The sequence below is a fragment of the Streptomyces sp. NPDC007983 genome (genome assembly GCF_042958345.1).
GTDB lineage: Bacteria > Actinomycetota > Actinomycetes > Streptomycetales > Streptomycetaceae > Streptomyces.
Genome location: NZ_JBIBJI010000030.1, coordinates 1 through 13273 on the forward strand (window position 1 = coordinate 1; position 13273 = coordinate 13273).

A 13273-nucleotide genomic window follows, 5' to 3' on the forward strand; every position below is an offset into this window, starting at 1 on the left:
GCTACCTCGCCGGCCTCCACCTCCGTGCCTCGATGATCTGGATCGACGACATCCTGAAGGCAACTGGCTGATCACAACATCACACAGGCCCTAGTCCGTGAGACCGGTGACGCGCATGGTGATGTTCAGGCGCCCGGAGGCCAGCCCGGTGGCGGGGTCGGCGGTGCCCTCGTACACCTTGGGCACGCCGTGGTAGACGTAGCGGGAGGGGCCGCCGAAGACGAACAGGTCGCCGGAGGCCAGCTCGATGTCGGCGTAGGGCCTGGTGCGGGTCTCGGTGTTGCCGACGCGGAAGACGCAGGTGTCGCCGATGGACAGCGAGACGACCGGCGCCGAGGACCTTTCGTCCTTGTCCTGGTGCATGCCCAGCCTGGCCTGACCGTCGTAGAAGTTGATCAGCGCGGTGTCCGGTGTGTAGCCGGCCGCGCCCTGTGCGTCGCCGTAGGCGTCCAGCAGGGCGCGGCGGCCCAGCCGGACCATCCAGTCCGGAAATTCGGCGACCCGCTCGCCGTTCACATCGCCGGCGGTGCGGGTGTACTTGTAGGGCTGCCAGTGCCAGCCGATGCACACCGTCTGCACCGACATCACACCGCCGCGGGGCAGGCGGGTATGGCGGATGGGGACCGGGCCGGTGGCCCAGGCACGGCAGGCGGTGACGAGTTCGCGCTGCTGTTCCAGGGTGAGCCAGCCGGGCAGGTGCACGGCCCCGGGGGCGACCTCCATGGGCGGGCGGGGGATCAGGGCGGTCATGCGCTCCTCCCGGCCGGCGGGTACGAGGTGACCCAGCGCCGGCGTACCTCCCAGGTGCCGCCCTCGGCGGTGGCGCCGCGCAGGCCGTGCAGCGTGTCCGGCCCGGTCAGCGCGGGGAGGCGGGAGTCCTTGAGGGCGGCGAAGGCGACCGTGCGGGCCGGGTCCCAGTCGGTGGAGTGCCGCAGCCGGCGGGCCAGCTGGGCGAAGCCGAGCGGAGCCGCGGCCATGACCCAGGCGTCGGGCTCCTCGGCGGTCAGCCGGCGTGCGGGCCGAAGCCAGGACGCGGCGCTCTCCGGCCAGTCCACCCTGGTGAGGACCTTTCCGTCGCGCGCCTTCCACGCGGCCGCGAAGGCCTCGGCGGCGTCGCGGGAGGCCGTGTCCCGGCTGTGGCCGATGGCGACGGTCTCGACGCGGCCCTTCCTGGAGGCCAACAGGCTCAGGAGAGCGTCGAGTTCGGGGGCGGTGTGCGGGGCGGGGCTGGGCAGATCGCCGTACGCGGCCAGGTCCTCCGCGCGGATCAAGGGCGATCGGGATGCCGGTGGTCCCGTGAGAGGGCTCATGGTGTGGTGGTGTTCTCCCGGTCGGCTTTCCACCGGGCGTACCGCTGGGGGAGGCACACGGCGCACGGCCGGTATCCGGCGGCGATCGCGGTGGCCTCGTCCACGAAGAACACCCGGTGCTTCACGTAGTGGCCGCGGGCGATGGCCCGCAGCGCGGAGGGGCAGTCCAGACGCCCGTACAGCCGCAGGCGCCGGTGCCCGCCGAGACTACCGGGCGTGGCGCTGCGATAGGGCGCCCCGTCGGGGCCGATCAGCGTGCGGTGCCTCCCGTGCGGGGCGCGGCCGGACGGGGCGGGCGTCATGCGGCGTCGTGGAAGACGAGGCCGAGGGTGTGGCGGTGTCCGGACCGTACGGTGCTCACACCGTGCCGCATGGGACCGTTCGCCCAGCCGCGCTTGGAGGCCACCGGGCGGTCCCGGGTGGTGAAGATCAGCCCATGGCCCTTGGGCAGGGTGGTGGACGATCCCCTCGACTGCGCGCGGGGGCGTTGCTCGGTCATGATGAACTCGCCGCCGGTGAAGTCCTCGCCGGGCGCGTCGAGACCGACCACGACCTGGAGCGGGAACAGCATGTCGCCGAACACGTCCCGGTGCAGGGCGTTCCAGTCGCCGGGGCCGTAGCGCAGCAGGATCTGGGCGGACTTGGCCTGCCCCGCCTCGTGGCACATCGCCAGCCACTCCTCGAGCGTGTCCGGCCATGGCGCGGGCCGGTTCAGCTTGCGGGCCCAGTCGCGGGCGATGGGCAGCAGCCGCGGATAGAACGCCTCGCGCAGCTCGCGCACCAGGTCGGGGAGGTCATGGGTGAAATAGCGGTACTGGCCCGAACCGAAGCGGTAGCGGGCCATGTCGATGGTCGTGCGGAAGCGTTCGGTCTCGTCGTACAGTCCGGCGATCCGGTGGCATTCGGCGGGGGTGAGCAGCGGTCCGGTGAGCGCGTTGCCGTGCTCGTCCAGTTCGGCGGTGAGCGCGTCCCAGTCGTCCGCCGCGACGCGGTCGGCCACCTGGCTCGCGGAGCGGGTGGTGTCGGTCATGGTGTGCGGTTCCTTCGGTGTGCTTCGTCAGGCGGCCGGGTGCGAGCGCCCCAGGCCCACAGGTCAGATGAGCGTCGGCTGCAGCGCGCCCTCGTGGGTGAGGAGCCACACCTTGCGCTCGACGCCTCCCGCGTAGCCGCGCATCGTCCCGTCCGCGCCGATCACCCGGTGGCAGGGCCGTACCAGCAGCAGAGGGTTCGCGCCGATCGCCGCGCCCACGGCCTGGACCTGCTCACGGGGTACGCCCAGCCCTTCGGTGAGCTGTCCGTAGGTGGTCGAGGTGCCGTAGGGGATGTGCTCCAGCGCCTGCCACACGCGCCGCTGGAAGTCCGTGCCGCCGGGCGTGAACGGGATGTCGAAGGCGGTGAGTCCGCCGTCGAAGTACGCGCCCAGCTGCCGGACGGTCTCCGTGAACGGGGCGGGCGCGTGGTGCCAGCCGGGCTGTACGGCCGGAGCGTTCTTCTGCCCGGGCATGGACAGCGAGGTCAGTGTGGCGCCGTCCGGTGTCTCTTCGCCCACGAGCAGCAGTTCGCCCAGGGGGCTGTCCAACGTGGTGTAGATGGTCATCGTCGCGCTCTCTCGTCCTCTGTGGGTTCACTGTCAACGATGCGGGGTCGCGACAGGGAATGCTGGCGGTATTCGGACATCACGCTGGGTGGTGACGCACGCCAACTCGGCGCTCACCGCGCCGGACGAGCCCGTCGCCACCGACCTGGTGACCACCCTGTGCCGGGTACTGCCACCGCGGGAGCAGGCCGAAGCGCTCGCCCGGCGGCTGGACGCCGCCGAGAAGGTGATGCTCTTCTGGCGGTGCCGGTGTCCGCGGGGCGCACGCCGAGGTCATGGAGCTGGCAAGCCGTGTGGGCGCGCCGGTCGGGCAAGCTGGAGATGATGGTCGACGGCCTGCCCGATCACCAGACCGCCCACGCACCCGCGGACCACTCCGCCATCGCCCGGGCCACGGGCATCCACGCCATCCGCGCCGAGGGACCCCGCCGATGTGCGCGACGCCCTGAAGCGGGGGCCGACGTACGACGGCCCGTGCCCGATCGAGCTGGCACCATGCTGATGGCACACCCCGCGGTGTTGCGCAGTCTCGTCGAGCAGTACGAAACCCTCCGGGCCCTCCATGCCGACGCGGGCGGTCCTGAGGTTCGGCGGCGTATGGACGACGTGGCAACGCAGCGGCGCCCGGGCGCGCGACGACTCCGTCGTCAATCTCTAGGGAAGCAATGATGAACCCACTCGGTACTGCCGGTATGCGGGTGATGACCAGGAACGTCCTGGCGCCCGAGTACGCCGACGGCGCCAGGCGCCGCGCCGCGCTGGCACGGGAACTCGAGCGGCGGGCCCCGGATGTGCTCGCGCTCCAGGAGGTGACCCGCGGGGACGTGCGACCCCTCGCCGCCGAGGGCTGGCATGTCGTGCCCCACCCTCGATGGTCCGCCGACGGCATGGGGGCGGTTCTGGCGGCCCGTACGTCCTTCCATCACAAGCCCAGTTGGCCCCGATGAGTTTGTTTGCGGGTGTGGGCGCGGGGCAGGCGCTGGTTGTGCTTCGGACTGGAGGCACGCCCAAGGGAGCAGTTCGGCTGCTCGGGGTGTGCTGTGTCCGGCACCCCCGGCGGGTGGATTTCTCCCATGGTGCTACCGACCACAGGATGAGGGAGACCGCGCCATGACTGCCGAACGCGCACGCAGCAAGCACTCGCACGACGACGCTCCCGACACCACTGCCGAGTTCGAGCGCATCGCCACTCTGCCCGATGGTCCCGAAAAGGAGGCGCTGCGGCAAGAGGTCGTACGCGCCTGGATGCCGATGGCGGAGCGGCTGGCGAGGCAGTTCCGTAACCGCGGTGAGTCGGCGGAGGATCTGCGCCAGGTCGCCATGCTCGGCTTGGTCAAGGCCGTCAAGCGCTACGAGCCGGACCGCGGCAGCGCCTTCGCGAGCTTCGCCGTGCCGACCGTTGTCGGGGAGATCAAGCGCCACTTCCGGGACCACATGTGGGGCGTACACGTGCCGCGCCGGGTCCAGGAGTTGCGCAACCGGGTGCGGGCGGCCGTGCAGGACCTCACGCGCACCCCCGACGACCGTTCCCCGAGCGTGGCCGATATCGCCCGGCACACCGGGATGAGCGAAGAGGACGTCCTGCTGGGGATGGAGGCGATGGAAAGCTTCTCCGCGCTGTCCCTGGACGCCGAGGTTTCGGGTGCCGACGACGGGTATTCCCTGGCGGATACGCTCGGCGCGCCGGAGCCTTCTTATGACCGTGTCATTCAGCGTGAGGCCCTGAAGCCCAAGCTGCGTGCCCTGCCCGAGCGGGAGCGCCGGATCCTGTACCTGCGTTTCTTCCGTGAGGAGACCCAGGGCCGGATCGCCGAGCAGCTCGGCATCTCCCAGATGCACGTCTCCCGGCTGATCAGCCGGACCTGCGCCAAGCTGCACGACCAGATCGAGGCCAAGGCGGCGTGACGCTCTCCAGGCCTCTGACGTACCACCGGCGCCCGGCGGAGCACTTCCGGGGGAAGGCGGGCGTGGTCAGTTCGTGGTGCGGCGCTGGTCCCCGCTGTCCTGCCGCAGCCGGTCGGTGTGGCGGGTCATCGTGTCGACGCGGGCGGCGAGATCGGCGTGACGTGCGGTCAGGTGCTGATGGGTTTCGGCGAGCGGGTCGACGAGCCGGGCGGGGTCGTCGTGGGCGAGGGCGTCCGCCAGCCGGGCGATGTGGCCATGGGCCTCGGCGGGCAGGTCGGTGAGCGCGGTGACCTGCCCGGCGAGTCGGCGCAGGTCGGCGGCGTTCCCACGGGCCCACGAGGTGACGGTGCGGTCGGCGGCGCGGCGGTCACGGGTGGCCTGCACGCGCTGCTCCCCGGTGGCGCCGGGGGCGCCGGGCCGTACGCGCAGATAGCGGCGCTCGGCGGCCTGGCGGCTCGCCACGCCCAGGGGGTGCGCGAGCTCGGCCCAGCTGGCGCCCGCCTCACGAGCTGTCTCGATCAGCCACGGCTCCCACCCGGCGAGCTGGTCCCGCAGCTCCCGCAGCAGCAACAGCGCGCCCAGGGCCTGCTCCGAGCTGGTCCGGTCCGGCTCCGGCGCCCGGCCCGGCGGGGTGGTGGCGCTGCGCACGGCGTCGTTGATGGCCTCCAACGCCGCCGCGGTGGCGGGGAACGAGGTGGGTGCGGGGTCGGGTCCGCGGGATTCCTCCGGGCTGGTCATGGCACGCCCTTCCCTTCCTGTCATCGTGTCGACGACATCAGCATTTGTCATCGTTCCGATGACATGCTACAACGGAGACAGGTTGCAGCGCATTGGCGGTACTGCCCAAGACCACTGGAGGTGTTTCCTGATGTTGATGCGCACCGACCCGTTCCGCGAGCTCGACCGGCTCACCCAGCAGCTCGTGGGGTCCACCGGTACCTGGTCCAGGCCGTCCCCGATGCCGATGGACGCCTACCGCGAGGGCGACGACTATGTGATCGCCCTCGACCTCCCCGGCGTTTCGACCGACGCCATCGACATCGACGTCGAGCGGAACATGCTCACCGTCAAGGCGGAGCGGAGGCCGCTCGCCAAGGCCGACGATGTGCAGATGGAGCTGTCCGAGCGGCCCCTGGGCGTGTTCTCCCGCCAGCTCATGCTGGCCGACACCCTCGACACCGAGCACATCAGGGCCGACTACGACGCCGGTGTCCTGACCCTGCGCATCCCCATCGCCGAGCGGGCCAAGCCCCGCAAGATCGCCATCGGCGAGGGCGCCGGGCGCAAGCAGATCAGCGGCTGACCCGGGTCGGCCACCCCTCGCGGGCGGAGGACGGTCGAGGCCGGTGCTCCCTTCCCGTCCTCCGCCCCGCCCTTCGCGATCACTCGCGTACACCAACACGACGAGCAAGCATGACGAGAAAGGCGACCCGACCAGCCATGCCGGTCCAGTCCGAATACGCCCCGGTCACCGCGGAAATGACGTTCGACCAGATGCTGGAGAAAGTCCGCTACGAAGGGGCGTACCCCACTCGAGAACGGGCCGAGACGGTCGTTCGCGCCGTGCTCACCGGCCTGGGCCGGCAGCTCACCGGCGATGAGCGGGTCGACCTCGCCGCCCGTCTGCCCGTGGAGGCGGCCCGGATCCTCGCCGACCAGATCCCCGACCGCGAACCCCTCACCGGCTGGGGCTTCGTCAAGGACCTCGCCACCCGGCTGGGGGGCACCCCCGCCACCGCGCGCTGGGACACCGGCTCCGTCCTCAGGGTCGTCGCACACCTCGCGGGAGCCGACCTGATGGACCGCATCCTCGCCCAGCTCGCCTCCGGCTACGCCCTCCTGTTCGGCCGGATCGAGCTGACGCGCGCGGCCTGACGCCCGCGGTTCCCTCACTGCCCCTCAGGACCAGGCGATCTCGCCATGGCCGGAGGCGAAGCGCCCGGTGCCCGCGCCGGGCTCCTCGGTGGCAAGGTGATCGTCATGTGTTCGATACTGGCCCCGACGACGGAGGCGGACCAGGGGCGCTTCGACGGTAGGAAGACCGGTACCACCCTCGCACCCCCACGCACGACCGGGGATGCAGAAGGATGGAGGCCATGTCGGCGACACCCGCATCCGGACCGGGCGCGATGATCCGTACGTGGCGGGACCGGCGGCCGCCGGGCTGCCGGGGGCCGCGGGCGCCGGGCGGCCGGGCTGCGGCGCGAAGAACTCGCCGACCTGGCCGGGGTATCGGTCGACTACATCGCGCGCCTGGCACAGGGGCGGGCCACGACACCCTCCGCGTCGGTCGTGGCGTCCCTGACCCGCGGCGGACTGGCAACTGGTGTGGTGGAACCGTGGGTGGGCCGCCCTGCTGGGTGACCCCTCCGCCTCGCCGCCGCGGCTGCGCGACTTCGCCCGCGACAGGTTCCCGGTGGACACCGGCCCCGCCCGCCTCGCGCTGTGGCCCGTGGCCGAGGCGGACCGTGACGCCACTGACGCCGCCGTCGCCGACCTGCGCCGCGCCACCGGCCGCTTCTCCCGGGACGCCCGCTTGGCCGCGCTGATCCGCGAACTGAGCGCGGGAAACCGGAGGTCGCCGAGCCGTGGGCAACCGGGGAAGTGCCCGCGCACCGCGAGGACCACAAGACCATCGACCACCCGTCGGTGGGCCCCGTCTCGGTGGACTGCGACCTCCTGACCGACGGCGATTCCGAACTGAAGATCGTCATCATGACCGCCGTGCCCGGCAGCGAGGACGAGACCAAGCTCCGGCTCACCGCCATCGCCGCCCCACCGGCCACCAGCACGCACGGCTGATCCGGCCTACCGCTTCGCGCCCCTGATCGACACGTGGCGTCGAGTCATGTGTGCAGCTGTGCGCGGATGAGCATGTCGAGTCGCCGCCATGCCGGGGACGCGGCGTTGACCGTGCCCTGGGCGAGGGCGGGGATCTCGGAGGCCGCGTCCAGCGCGGGCGGTTCGCCGGGCCCGTAGCGTTCTCGGGTCGCGTCGGCGATCCGGCGGGCGAGGCCGTCGATGCGGGGATCGTCGGCGTCGAGGTCGTGGGCGCGGTCGTAGTCGAGGAAGAGCTGCCGCAGCGCTGGGTGAGCCAGGATCTCGGCCTGCTCCTGGAACAGGGTGATCGCCTGGTCCGGGTGGGTGGCGAACACGAGGATCCACAGGTCGCGTTGCAGCTCCACCCATCGAGGGGTGAATCCCCAGCGGACCAGGTCCTCCACATGGGCACCGACCTCGGCGGGCAGAGGCGACAGATCCCCGGCGGCGAGCCGGCGCAGGCGCCCCTGTGTCGCCCGCAGGCCACGGATGCGGGCGGTGAGCTCGTCGTCGATCTCGCGCAGCGCCTGCTGGTATTCCGCGTCGGTCGCTGATCTCAGGTCCCGGATGCGGGCCAGGGGGACACCGGCTTCGGCGAGCGTGCGGATCTTGATCAGGTCGATGGCGTCGTTCGCGCCGTACCGACGGTAGCCGGACGCGTCGCGGTCGGGCTCGGGCAGCAGCCCCTTGTCGTGGTAGACGCGGATGGTCTTGGTCGACACTCCGACGTATCCGGCCAGCTGTCCGATGGTGATCACCCGGCCATCGTCCCACTTGACCTTTCCCCTGGGGCAGGGTCGCACCATGGCGTCATGGCGAACACGGACATCGATCGGGAGACCCTGCGCGCACTGGCCGACGAGGGCAACGAAACGGCCTTGGACCGGCTGGCCGACCTCGCCGACGCGGCCGGCGACCTGGAGGAGCTGAGCGAGCTGCTGGACGAGGGGTCCATGCGGGCCGGGCTCCTGCTCACCCGGCGCGCGGTCGCGCTCGGCGACCTGCGCGAACTGCAACGGATCTCCGACGCCGGGTACGACGGCGCTGGGGACGAGCTGAACCAACTGCTGAAGGCACCGGCCGGACCATGAGGCGTCCGGGGCCTGCGACGGAGCGTCCTCACGGGGTGCCGGGGCTCCCGGCGCACAATGCGTGGTCGATCAGGGCACCGGCGGCGTTCTCCTGGTCCAGAATGTGCTCCGGGGCGTCGCCGCGTGCCTCGGACATGGAGACCACGGCGCTTCGCCTGCCGTCGTCGGTGACGCCGTTGAGGGTGATGTAGCCGCCGTCCCCGCCCTCGTGGCTCCAGTAGGTTCCTCCGCAGCTCAGGGGGCGTTCGACGAGGCCGAGCCCGTAGCGGCCGCCGGGCCACAGCCGTTGGACCTCCGCGCTGACGGGGACGGTCCGCTTCATCTCGGCCAGCTGCCGCGCCGGTAGCAGGCGGCCGGCGAGCAGCGCGCGGAGGAAGTCGTTCTCGTCCCGCGTGGTCGTGACCCACGCAAGGTTCTCGTGGTCCACCGGTATCTGGTCGGTGACGTCCACCACGGAACCGGGACCGAAGAGCTGGTAGGCCTTGGCATGAGGCCGGGGCAGGGAGGGCGAGGTTCCCAGCCACCGGGTCCGGTCGAGGCCGAGCGGGCGCAGGACGCGGTCTTCGATCTCCCGGTGGCCGGGTTGACCGGTGGCCTGCTGGATGACCATGTCGAGCAGGACATAGCCGGTGTTGGAGTACTCCCAGCCCTCGCCGGGCGGGAAGTCCGGCGCGTGGGCCATGGCGCGGGCGACCAGCTGCTCGGGGCCGTGGACGTCGTGGCGCTGCCGGTAGTACTCCTCCGGCGTGGTGTATCCGGGCAGATCGTCGTGGATGCCGCTGGTGTGCTGGAGCAGGTGGCGGATGGTGATCCGGCTCCCGTCGTTGCCGTTGCCCCGTACCACTCCCGGCAGCCAGTGGGCGACCGTGTCGTCCAGGGAGAGCCCGCCCTCGGCGTCCAACTGGAGGACCACGGTGGCGATCAGCGTCTTGGAGGTGCTGGCCATGCGGAAGTAGCCGTCGGAAGGAACCGGGCGGCCGGTGTTCAGGTCGGCGGTGCCACTGGTGGCGACCGACTGCCGGCCGTCGGGCGCGATCGCGCGGGCCTGCACACCGCTGACGCCGAGGGCGTGGATCGCCTCGGTGTCCCGGCGCAACCGCTCCGCGGGGGAGTGGCCGGCGGGCCGGGCGGCGCCGGTGGCCACCGCGGCGGCGAGCAGCGTGGCGACACCGAGTGCCATGGCGAGGTGTTTTCGCAGGGTCGCGGTCATGGCTGAACGCTAGGTTCGCCCCCGACGGGGCGCGATCCGGCGCACCCCAGGACCGGAGTGGGGGATATCCCCCCAGCGCGGGTGGTTGCCACCGGCGGCGCCCGGTCACACGGCGCCGTGACTGACCGCCATCGTCGGCGGGCAGGGTAGTGCGGGAGCGCGGGCCGGTCCGGTTCGGGCGAACGGTGGACGGGGAGACTCATGAGCGTGCCGAGCATGCCCGGGACGGGCGACCACACCATCAAGAACCCGGTGCTTCCCGGGTTCCACCCGGATCCCAGCATCTGCCGGGCGGGCGGGGACTACTACCTGGCGTGCTCCAGCTTCGAGTACTTCCCCGGCGTACCCCTCTTCCACAGCCGGGATCTGGTGCACTGGACGCAGATCGGCAACGTCCTGGAACGGCCGAGCCAACTGCGCCTGCCGCGCGACGCCCCCTCCTCCGGCGGGATCTACGCGCCCACGCTGCGCCACCACGACGACCGGTTCTGGCTGATCACCACCAACGTGAACGACGGTGGCCACCTGCTGGTGACCGCCACCGACCCGGCCGGGCCCTGGTCCGATCCGGTCCGGTTGCCCGGGGTCCCCGGCATCGACCCGGATCTCGCCTGGGACGACGAGGGCAACTGCTGGTGCACCTATGCCGGGGTCGAACAGGTCCGTATCGATCCCCGCACCGGGCAGTCGTTCGGTCCGCCGCGCCGGCTCTGGTCCGGCACCAATGGCGCCAAAGCCCCGGAAGCACCGCACTTGTACCGCATCGGCGGTTACTGGTACCTGCTCATCGCCGAAGGCGGCACCGAGCGGTGCCACGGTGTTTCCATCGCCCGTGGCCGCACGCCCAACGGCCCGTTCGAGCCATGCCCGGACAACCCGATCCTGACGCACCGCGGCACCGACCACCCCATCCAGAACACCGGCCACGCGGACCTCGTCCAGGCGCCCGACGGCTCGTGGTGGATGGTGCTGCTCGGGGTGCGCCCGGGCGGTGGCACTCCCGGCTGGCACGTGCTCGGCCGCGAGACGTTCCTGGCGCCGGTGAGCTGGGTCGACGGGTGGCCGGTCGTCGGCGAACTGTCGCTCGTCCTGCCCGCTCCGCCGTGGCCGCTGCGGCCAGGTGCCGTCGCGCCGGTCCGGGACGACTTCGACCTCGGTGAGCCGGCCCCATGCTGGATTTCGCCGCGTCGGCGCCCCGCGGAGCACTGCACCACGAACGAGCGGACCGGGTGGCTGACCCTGCGCGCTCTCGGGAAGTCCCTCGACGATCCCGACGTGATGTTCGTCGGTCGACGCCAGCAACACCTGTCCTGCCGGGTACGCACCCTGATCGACCCGGCGGAAGGAAGCGGCGGGCTGGCCGTACGCCTCGACGAGCAGCACCACTACGCCATCGAGGCGGCATCCGGTGAGGTGCGCGTACTCGTCCGCATCGGCCCGCTGCACACCGTGGTGGCGTCTCGGCCGGTACCCGACGGGCCCCTGATCCTGGGACTCCATGTGGCTGCCGTACAAGCCGTGAACGAGGCGCGTACCGGCCCTGACACCCTCTCCCTCGGCTTCGAGGAACCGGACGGCACGTTCGTCGAGCTCGCCACGCTCGATGGCCGCTACCTGTCGACCGAAGTGGCGGGCGGCTTCACCGGCCGGGTCATGGGAATGTACGCCTCGGCCGGCACCGTGCACTTCGACTGGTTCGACTATGAGCCGGCCCCCGGACCGCGCCCATGATCGGTGCGGCACCCGATGCCGGGCCGCGGTGGGAGCACGTTTGCGCGAACCATTGACGTGTCCGGAGGGCGGGTGCATAGTCGCCTGACTACGTAGACAGAGCAGGCCGTACCGCCGAGCTCGCCCGTATGACTACGCAGTCAGTCGTCGCGTGATCCGGCACCGCCCGGGATCGTGCTCGAAGGGAGCGTTGTGCCCGGCACCGAATCTCAGACCCCCTCCTCAGGATCCCGGCAGGGACACCGGCCCCCTTCGATGCGCGAGGTCGCCCGGCTGGCCCAGGTGTCCCAGAAGACGGTGTCCCGGGTCGTCAACGGGGAGCCGTATGTGAGCGAACAGGCCCGCGACCGTGTGCTGCGGGCCGCCCGCGAACTGGGCTTCCGGCCCAACACCGCCGCCCGCGCGCTGCTCCAGGGGCGCTTCCGCCGGATCGGAGTGGTCTCCCTGGGGACCGCGCTCTACGGCCCCGCGTCGCTGCTGTTCGCGCTGGAGCGGGCGGCGAGCGCCGCCGGTTACTCGTTCAGCGTCGTGACGACACTCGACGGCCAGCCCTCCGGCATCGCACACGCCATCGAATCCCTGCTGAACCAGGGCGTGGACGGCATCGTGCTTTCCGAGCCGATCGACGAGGGCGAGGCCGCTCCCCTCGACCCGGGGGTTCCGATCCTCAGCTTCGGCCGGATGCCGGCCGTTGCTCCGGGGACCCGGGCCTTGGTCACGGGCGCGGACGGAGTCGGGGGTGGCATGGCGGCCACCCGGCATCTCCTCTCCCTCGGGCACGCCACCGTGTGGCACGTGGCAGGACCTGGCCGGTGGTGGGCGGCGCGCGACCGCATGGAGGGCTGGCGCAAGGCCCTGCGGGAGGCGGGAGCCCCGGAACCGGAGTGCGTCGAGGGCGACTGGTCGCCCTCCTCCGGCTACGAGGCCGGACTGCGGCTGGCCCGTACCCCGGGGGTCACCGCGGTCTTCGCGGCCAACGACGACATGGCCATCGGTGTCATGCGCGGCCTGGCCGAGGCGGGGATCGCGGTGCCGGACCAGGTCAGCGTCGTCGGATACGACGACATTCCCTCCGCGGCGTACCTCTCGCCGCCGCTCACCACCGTGAGCCAGGACTTCGACACCGTGGCGGCACACGGACTCGACCTGCTGGCCCATCAGATGGAAGACCCGGAGGCCCCCGCGCCCACCCGGGACGATCCGCCCGCCCGGCTGGTGGTCCGCCGGTCCAGCGGCCGGCCCCCGCGCCCCTGACACCCGGCGGGGATCCGCTGCCCGCCGCCACCACCGGCGCCCGCATCGCCCCCGGCCACCACGCTCCGCCGTTCCCCCCGACTGTCACAGGACGGCTGACGAGCCATGCCCACCCGCATCACTCAGCAAGCACACGCCTTGATGAGGAGCCGCACATGAAACACCTCCCTCCTTCCCCCACGCCCCGGAGGACGCCGGGTTCCCACCGCGCGCCACCTCCGCCGAGCCCCGGTCCCGGCACGGGCACCGCCCCGCGCCGAACCCTGCTGCGGTGGGCCGCCGGCGCCGGAACCCTCGCCGTGGCCGGAGCGGCCTCGGCCTGCGGACGCGGCCGGGCGGCGAGCGTGCGTACCTC

General features: G+C 71.9%; 15 protein-coding genes and 2 pseudogenes. 9 read left to right on the forward strand and 8 right to left on the reverse strand.

Features of this window, described 5'->3' with window-relative positions:
- Nucleotides 1-90: 90 nt before the first annotated feature.
- From ACFZCY_RS41900 to ACFZCY_RS41920, 5 genes are all read right to left on the reverse strand, one after another.
- On the reverse strand, nucleotides 91-750 hold the full coding sequence (locus ACFZCY_RS41900) for an alpha-ketoglutarate-dependent dioxygenase AlkB (protein ID WP_391186190.1): 660 nt from the start codon (nucleotides 748-750) through the stop codon (nucleotides 91-93).
- The gene (locus ACFZCY_RS41905) at nucleotides 747-1271 is read right to left on the reverse strand and encodes an ABC transporter substrate-binding protein (protein WP_391186192.1); all 525 of its coding nucleotides are present in this window, start codon (nucleotides 1269-1271) and stop codon (nucleotides 747-749) included. The genes ACFZCY_RS41900 and ACFZCY_RS41905 overlap by 4 nt, the downstream gene beginning before the upstream one ends.
- 35 nt (nucleotides 1272-1306) lie before the next feature.
- The gene (locus tag ACFZCY_RS41910; RefSeq protein WP_391186195.1) at nucleotides 1307-1612 is read right to left on the reverse strand and encodes an Ada metal-binding domain-containing protein; all 306 of its coding nucleotides are present in this window, start codon (nucleotides 1610-1612) and stop codon (nucleotides 1307-1309) included.
- Nucleotides 1609-2340 carry a 2OG-Fe(II) oxygenase gene (locus ACFZCY_RS41915; RefSeq protein ID WP_391186198.1) on the reverse strand — a complete coding sequence of 244 codons (732 nt, stop codon included), beginning with the start codon at nucleotides 2338-2340 and terminating at the stop codon, nucleotides 1609-1611. The genes ACFZCY_RS41910 and ACFZCY_RS41915 overlap by 4 nt, the downstream gene beginning before the upstream one ends.
- 63 nt (nucleotides 2341-2403) lie before the next feature.
- Complete coding sequence (locus ACFZCY_RS41920) at nucleotides 2404-2907, reverse strand: methylated-DNA--[protein]-cysteine S-methyltransferase (RefSeq protein WP_391186201.1); 504 nt, start codon at nucleotides 2905-2907, stop codon at nucleotides 2404-2406.
- Nucleotides 2908-3402: 495 nt separating this feature from the next.
- On the opposite strand from ACFZCY_RS41920, the pseudogene ACFZCY_RS41925 reads away from it, so the two are divergent.
- From ACFZCY_RS41925 to ACFZCY_RS41935, 3 genes and pseudogenes are all read left to right on the forward strand, one after another.
- Nucleotides 3403-3519: pseudogene (locus ACFZCY_RS41925) on the forward strand (DUF5133 domain-containing protein); the annotation flags it as partial.
- An 89-nt stretch (nucleotides 3520-3608) separates the two neighbouring features.
- Nucleotides 3609-3854: an endonuclease/exonuclease/phosphatase family protein gene (locus tag ACFZCY_RS41930; protein WP_391186204.1), complete on the forward strand. Its 246-nt coding sequence runs from the start codon at nucleotides 3609-3611 to the stop codon at nucleotides 3852-3854.
- Nucleotides 3855-4017: 163 nt separating this feature from the next.
- Nucleotides 4018-4812 (forward strand): SigB/SigF/SigG family RNA polymerase sigma factor, encoded by a 795-nt coding sequence (locus ACFZCY_RS41935; RefSeq protein ID WP_391186207.1) that lies wholly within the window; start codon nucleotides 4018-4020, stop codon nucleotides 4810-4812.
- Nucleotides 4813-4878: 66 nt separating this feature from the next.
- On the opposite strand, the gene ACFZCY_RS41940 is transcribed toward ACFZCY_RS41935, so the two are convergent.
- Entirely contained in the window at nucleotides 4879-5550 is a 672-nt protein-coding gene (locus ACFZCY_RS41940) for a type III effector protein (protein WP_391186211.1), read from the reverse strand.
- Nucleotides 5551-5680: 130 nt separating this feature from the next.
- On the opposite strand from ACFZCY_RS41940, the gene ACFZCY_RS41945 reads away from it, so the two are divergent.
- From ACFZCY_RS41945 to ACFZCY_RS41955, 3 genes and pseudogenes are all read left to right on the forward strand, one after another.
- Nucleotides 5681-6115 (forward strand): Hsp20 family protein, encoded by a 435-nt coding sequence (locus ACFZCY_RS41945; protein ID WP_391186213.1) that lies wholly within the window; start codon nucleotides 5681-5683, stop codon nucleotides 6113-6115.
- A 137-nt stretch (nucleotides 6116-6252) separates the two neighbouring features.
- The gene (locus ACFZCY_RS41950) at nucleotides 6253-6687 is read left to right on the forward strand and encodes a DUF2267 domain-containing protein (protein WP_391186374.1); all 435 of its coding nucleotides are present in this window, start codon (nucleotides 6253-6255) and stop codon (nucleotides 6685-6687) included.
- A 212-nt stretch (nucleotides 6688-6899) separates the two neighbouring features.
- Nucleotides 6900-7614, forward strand: a pseudogene (locus ACFZCY_RS41955) (helix-turn-helix domain-containing protein).
- A gap of 44 nt (nucleotides 7615-7658) precedes the next feature.
- On the opposite strand, the gene ACFZCY_RS41960 reads toward ACFZCY_RS41955, so the two are convergent.
- Nucleotides 7659-8390, reverse strand: coding sequence for a MerR family DNA-binding transcriptional regulator (locus tag ACFZCY_RS41960; protein WP_391186216.1), 732 nt, complete (start codon nucleotides 8388-8390; stop codon nucleotides 7659-7661).
- Nucleotides 8391-8444: 54 nt separating this feature from the next.
- On the opposite strand from ACFZCY_RS41960, the gene ACFZCY_RS41965 reads away from it, so the two are divergent.
- Nucleotides 8445-8723 carry a hypothetical protein gene (locus ACFZCY_RS41965; protein ID WP_391186219.1) on the forward strand — a complete coding sequence of 93 codons (279 nt, stop codon included), beginning with the start codon at nucleotides 8445-8447 and terminating at the stop codon, nucleotides 8721-8723.
- A 28-nt stretch (nucleotides 8724-8751) separates the two neighbouring features.
- Here the strand turns inward: ACFZCY_RS41965 and ACFZCY_RS41970 are convergent, their stop codons facing one another.
- Nucleotides 8752-9933, reverse strand: a complete 1182-nt coding sequence (locus ACFZCY_RS41970; RefSeq protein ID WP_391186223.1) for a serine hydrolase — start codon at nucleotides 9931-9933, stop codon at nucleotides 8752-8754.
- 201 nt (nucleotides 9934-10134) lie between these two features.
- On the opposite strand from ACFZCY_RS41970, the gene ACFZCY_RS41975 reads away from it, so the two are divergent.
- Both ACFZCY_RS41975 and ACFZCY_RS41980 read left to right on the forward strand, forming a co-directional pair.
- The gene (locus tag ACFZCY_RS41975) at nucleotides 10135-11664 is read left to right on the forward strand and encodes a family 43 glycosylhydrolase (RefSeq protein WP_391186226.1); all 1530 of its coding nucleotides are present in this window, start codon (nucleotides 10135-10137) and stop codon (nucleotides 11662-11664) included.
- Nucleotides 11665-11919: 255 nt separating this feature from the next.
- Nucleotides 11920-12918: a substrate-binding domain-containing protein gene (locus ACFZCY_RS41980; RefSeq protein WP_391186229.1), complete on the forward strand. Its 999-nt coding sequence runs from the start codon at nucleotides 11920-11922 to the stop codon at nucleotides 12916-12918.
- The last annotated feature ends 355 nt before the right edge of the window (nucleotides 12919-13273 follow it).

Coding starts and splice junctions, on each gene's coding strand:
- ACFZCY_RS41900 (WP_391186190.1), bottom strand. CDS start 750: ATGACCGCCCTGATCCCCCGCCCGCCCATGGAGGTCGCCCCCGGGGCC.
- ACFZCY_RS41910 (WP_391186195.1), bottom strand. CDS start 1,612: ATGACGCCCGCCCCGTCCGGCCGCGCCCCGCACGGGAGGCACCGCACG.
- ACFZCY_RS41915 (WP_391186198.1), bottom strand. CDS start 2,340: ATGACCGACACCACCCGCTCCGCGAGCCAGGTGGCCGACCGCGTCGCG.
- ACFZCY_RS41920 (WP_391186201.1), bottom strand. CDS start 2,907: ATGACCATCTACACCACGTTGGACAGCCCCCTGGGCGAACTGCTGCTC.
- ACFZCY_RS41930 (WP_391186204.1), top strand. CDS start 3,609: ATGACCAGGAACGTCCTGGCGCCCGAGTACGCCGACGGCGCCAGGCGC.
- ACFZCY_RS41935 (WP_391186207.1), top strand. CDS start 4,018: ATGACTGCCGAACGCGCACGCAGCAAGCACTCGCACGACGACGCTCCC.
- ACFZCY_RS41940 (WP_391186211.1), bottom strand. CDS start 5,550: ATGACCAGCCCGGAGGAATCCCGCGGACCCGACCCCGCACCCACCTCG.
- ACFZCY_RS41945 (WP_391186213.1), top strand. CDS start 5,681: ATGTTGATGCGCACCGACCCGTTCCGCGAGCTCGACCGGCTCACCCAG.
- ACFZCY_RS41950 (WP_391186374.1), top strand. CDS start 6,253: ATGCCGGTCCAGTCCGAATACGCCCCGGTCACCGCGGAAATGACGTTC.
- ACFZCY_RS41965 (WP_391186219.1), top strand. CDS start 8,445: ATGGCGAACACGGACATCGATCGGGAGACCCTGCGCGCACTGGCCGAC.
- ACFZCY_RS41970 (WP_391186223.1), bottom strand. CDS start 9,933: ATGACCGCGACCCTGCGAAAACACCTCGCCATGGCACTCGGTGTCGCC.
- ACFZCY_RS41975 (WP_391186226.1), top strand. CDS start 10,135: ATGAGCGTGCCGAGCATGCCCGGGACGGGCGACCACACCATCAAGAAC.
- ACFZCY_RS41980 (WP_391186229.1), top strand. CDS start 11,920: ATGCGCGAGGTCGCCCGGCTGGCCCAGGTGTCCCAGAAGACGGTGTCC.